Genomic DNA, 2,648 nt, shown 5'->3' on the forward strand with positions numbered 1-2,648 from the left:
CGTGATGCGTGCTTAATGTGGGCGCATGCTAGCGAGTGGAGTCGCGGCAGCATTGGTGTTGAGGTGTTTGAGGCTGTGAGTGAGATGTATAGCGGCGCGGAGCTGGATGCAATGGATATTCAGTTGCCGCGTAGTAGTGCAGATGCAAGCAAAACACTATGGAATGCACAGCAAAAGCTGTTTCGTTGGTTGGGTGCGGCTGATGTGCCGCCTAGCCCCGTTAAGGTGTTCGCGATAGAGCATGTGATTGTGAGTGTGATGCCTGATGATATTCGGCTTGGTTACATTAATAGGCTGTACGGCAATAATTTGTGCTTTAGCAATTTGGTGCGAGCAGAGGCTGAAGAGGGGGTTGAGGGCTTATTGTTACCGTTTACGAAAGAGGCGACCGAAGCGCTGCAGGCGATGGTGGCGGCACAGCAAAAGAATGTGCGGTTAGAAGATATCGGTGGTTTTGTGTTGGAGCTGCGCGAGAGTGTGGCGATGCATGAAGCGGCTATTGCAGCGCTAGAGAAGCTTGGGAGGAACGGTGTTGGAAATTAAGCATTCTATAACGCTTGAGGGGGTTACTTTTTCTCTGAGCGCTCAGTTTTCTGACGCTGCTTTTCAGCGTCTAGTACCAGATTCGCAAGGCGACTATGCAGCTTGGCCAGCGGGAGTGATTGCGAAGCATCTATCTGCTGAAATTCAGCCAGTGCTGCATTCAGGTGCTGAGCGACTCGCGCTAGCTGTTGAGAAGTGTTCATGTGAAATGCGTGAGGGTGAATTGAAGGGGCTAATAGGGTGACTCAGAAAAATAAGGTGGCTGAAAGGTTGAGTTTTGGCCGTGGCCCTGTCGGCTTCTTTTACCCAGAGGTCAACGGCCATTGAGCACCCTAGCTTAGGGCTATAAATATAACATGCTGGAAAAACATAATGGGACAGGTTTTTGATGCGCCAACGCTAGAGAGTACGCGTGATGCGTTGGACTATTTAGATTTTAATGATCGCGAAACATGGGTGTTTGCCTGTTTTGCGATTAAGAGTGAATTTGGTGAGTGCGGTTTTGATGTATGGGAGGACTGGGGCGGGCAGTATAAAAATTACCGTGCGGCTGAGGCACGGGCAGTTTGGCGCAGCGACCGTGGCGGCAAGACGGGGATTGGTTGGTTGTTTGCCCGCGCTGTTGAGCGGGGGTATAAGTCCAGCCGCGTGGTCGATGCGCAAGAGCAAGCGCGTTTGCGGGCTGAGCGTGAGGCTAGGCTAGCGGTGATGGAGCTAGAGCGAGCGGCCGATATTGCCTGGTCTAATAATATGGCGAATGTAGTGGCCGAAGCGGCAGCTGATATTGTTGCGCATTACTTGGCGCCGGTGGGTCGTTGTGCTTACATTGGCCAAAAAAATATTACGCCCTACGGCGCTTTATTTCCCCGCGAGCCTCTTGTTTTAATTACTGATATTAAACATGAAGCCTGCCGCATTATTAGCGGTTATAACGCTGTACGCGAATATTGGGATTACCGCAAAACCGAGGCGGGCAAGCTGGCGCAGGAACATGAATTTAGTTTAAACATAGGTAAAGGCTGTTTGGTTTTGCCCATGCGCACAATGGCGGGCGATGTACGCAATTTACAGGTGATTACCAAGGCGGCTAAAGCGGCACCCAAAAAATTATTTATCAAGTGCGGGCAAAAGACAGGCACTTATTTACGCATTGCCGGCAAGGGCGATGCCGAGCTAGTCACTGAGGGGTGGGCTACAGCGTGTACGCTACACAAGGCAACGGGCATGCCGGTTTGGGTGACGTGGGATTGTGGCGGCTTGGTTAATTTTGCTAAAGAGCAGGCTGCGCTAACAACCGATATTACGTTTTTGTTTTGCGGGGATGATGACGCAACCGTTGACGGTAACCCGGGTAAAACCAAGGCCGAGACCGCCGCTCAGTTATTGGGTGGCTTGGCTGTACTGCCTATGTTCCCCACGGGTCTACCTGCGGATAAAGATCATAATGATTTTAATGATTTGCAGAGCGTGAGTGGTTTAAATGAGGTGACCAGGCAGGTGAATAATGCTGTAGCGGCTTTGACTGTACCGCTGATTAGTGCTTCCCCAGTCCCATCATTTGATGAGACCCCACCTATTGATGTGTATGACGATTATGATTTACCTGCCGCGAACGAACCTGATTTACCCCCAGCCCCCGTTTTACTACTGCCGCCTGATTTAGAGGGCTGCTTTAAGCGATACGCATTAATTGCGGATGATAGCCAAAGTAAAATATGGGACAGCCATGCTCAAAAAATATTAAAGCAGAAAGCCGTTAAGGATTTTGTAACACCTGCAGTGTTTAAAGAGTGGATTAACGACACACAGCAAAGGCGTACAACCACGCTAGCGAGCATATTGCCACTGGCTCAAAAAAAGGCGGCCACGGTAGAGTTAGGGGGCGGGGGGTTGCGCATGGCGTTGGAGCGATATGTGTATTTAAACCCTAGCCAAAATGTGTGGGATAACCAAGAGCGTGAAGTGGTGGCAGTCAATGATTTACGCATTGCCATCGCAGCTGATTACAGTGACTGGGTGCAGCACCCTGAGCGACAAGAAATTAAGGCAAGTAATTTGGTGTTTGATCCTACGCAAAGGGCGCCGGCCGAGGGTTATATTAACCG

General features: G+C 50.4%; 3 protein-coding genes. 2 read left to right on the forward strand and 1 reads right to left on the reverse strand.

Annotated features, from left to right (window positions below; all coding sequences use genetic code 11):
* Positions 1-543: hypothetical protein (locus AC438_RS17025; protein ID WP_162230770.1), on the forward strand; the 543-nt coding region annotated here is incomplete at its 5' end.
* A gap of 23 nt (positions 544-566) precedes the next feature.
* On the opposite strand, the gene AC438_RS16900 is transcribed toward AC438_RS17025, so the two are convergent.
* Positions 567-746 (reverse strand): hypothetical protein, encoded by a 180-nt coding sequence (locus AC438_RS16900; RefSeq protein ID WP_156317129.1) that lies wholly within the window; start codon positions 744-746, stop codon positions 567-569.
* A gap of 169 nt (positions 747-915) precedes the next feature.
* Here AC438_RS16900 and AC438_RS16235 point away from each other — a divergent pair.
* A partial coding sequence (locus AC438_RS16235; RefSeq protein WP_202904789.1) for a PriCT-2 domain-containing protein occupies positions 916-2,648 on the forward strand: 1,733 nt, incomplete at its 3' end.

Source organism: Marinagarivorans algicola, from assembly GCF_001292705.1.
GTDB lineage: Bacteria > Pseudomonadota > Gammaproteobacteria > Pseudomonadales > Cellvibrionaceae > Marinagarivorans > Marinagarivorans algicola.